This window comes from Faecalibacterium sp. DFI.5.82, from assembly GCF_029076575.1.
GTDB classification, from domain to species: Bacteria; Bacillota; Clostridia; order Oscillospirales; family Ruminococcaceae; genus Faecalibacterium; species Faecalibacterium duncaniae.
The window spans coordinates 1-930 of record NZ_JARFIS010000031.1; the positions used below are offsets into that span (position 1 = coordinate 1).

The 930-nt window shown below is 45.4% G+C and carries 2 protein-coding genes; both read left to right on the forward strand.

Annotation, left to right across the window (positions count from 1 at the left end):
* The first annotated feature begins 289 nt into the window (after positions 1 to 289).
* On the forward strand, positions 290 to 472 hold the full coding sequence (locus P0G09_RS15400) for a hypothetical protein (RefSeq protein WP_005924684.1): 183 nt from the start codon (positions 290 to 292) through the stop codon (positions 470 to 472).
* Between the two features lie 81 nt (positions 473 to 553).
* A partial coding sequence (locus P0G09_RS15405) for a recombinase family protein (protein ID WP_275253081.1) occupies positions 554 to 930 on the forward strand: 377 nt, incomplete at its 3' end.

Sequence of the window (930 nt, forward strand, 5' to 3'; positions counted from 1 at the left end):
GAGCGCAGACGAACGCGGTTTTCTTCGCCCAATCACATCTTTGTAAAAATTCCAAATGTTGAATAGTTCTGCGTTTTTCACGATTCAAGAACCGCCAAAATCACGATTCTGCGATGCAGATTCTTAATGGCATCTGCAAAAGAGATTTTTCCTATGCAGTATAGCAGCCTTTAAGACTGTATCAAAGAAAACTTTCACCTAACCAACGTAATAAAACAAAAAGAGAAAAACGAATAGAATCCATCCATTCCTTTCCGTATTTGCACCACATGAATGAGGAGGTCTGCCCTTGAACAAAGAAAAATCTGAGAAGAAGCCCACTACACGCAAACGTGCGCCGAGAAGTCCGAAGTCTGTGCGCCTGATCGTGGAACGCCATTATATCGGCAATGTGCCGATGAATACGCTTTTTCAGCGGCTTGCGGAAGAAGAAATTCGTAAAACTGCCGAATCGTATCTCGCCGCTGGTTAATTGGACGTTTTACTGCGGAAAAGGGCTTGCATCATCACGCAGCATCCGCTACAATGTGATTGATGAGGTCTCTTTTCCATTATGGAGGTACACATGGAAAAGGACAAAAAAGTAACTGCTTTATACTGCCGGCTGTCAAAAGATGACGGTTCAAACAGCGAAAGCCTGAGCATCCGCACTCAAAAGGCGATGCTTATGGAGTATGCCACACGCAACGGTTTCGGGAATTGCCAGTACTATGTCGATGATGGTTACAGCGGTACGAACTCTGACCGCCCTGCCTTTCAGGAACTTCTGGATGATATCCGGGAAGGAAAGGTGGCAACAGTCATTACCAAAGACCAGTCCCGACTTGGACGCAACCACATCGAAACCGGAACGTATATGGAAATCTTCTTTCCTGAGCACGGTGTCCGCTATATTGCAATCAACGATGGTTATGATTCCAACGAGCAATC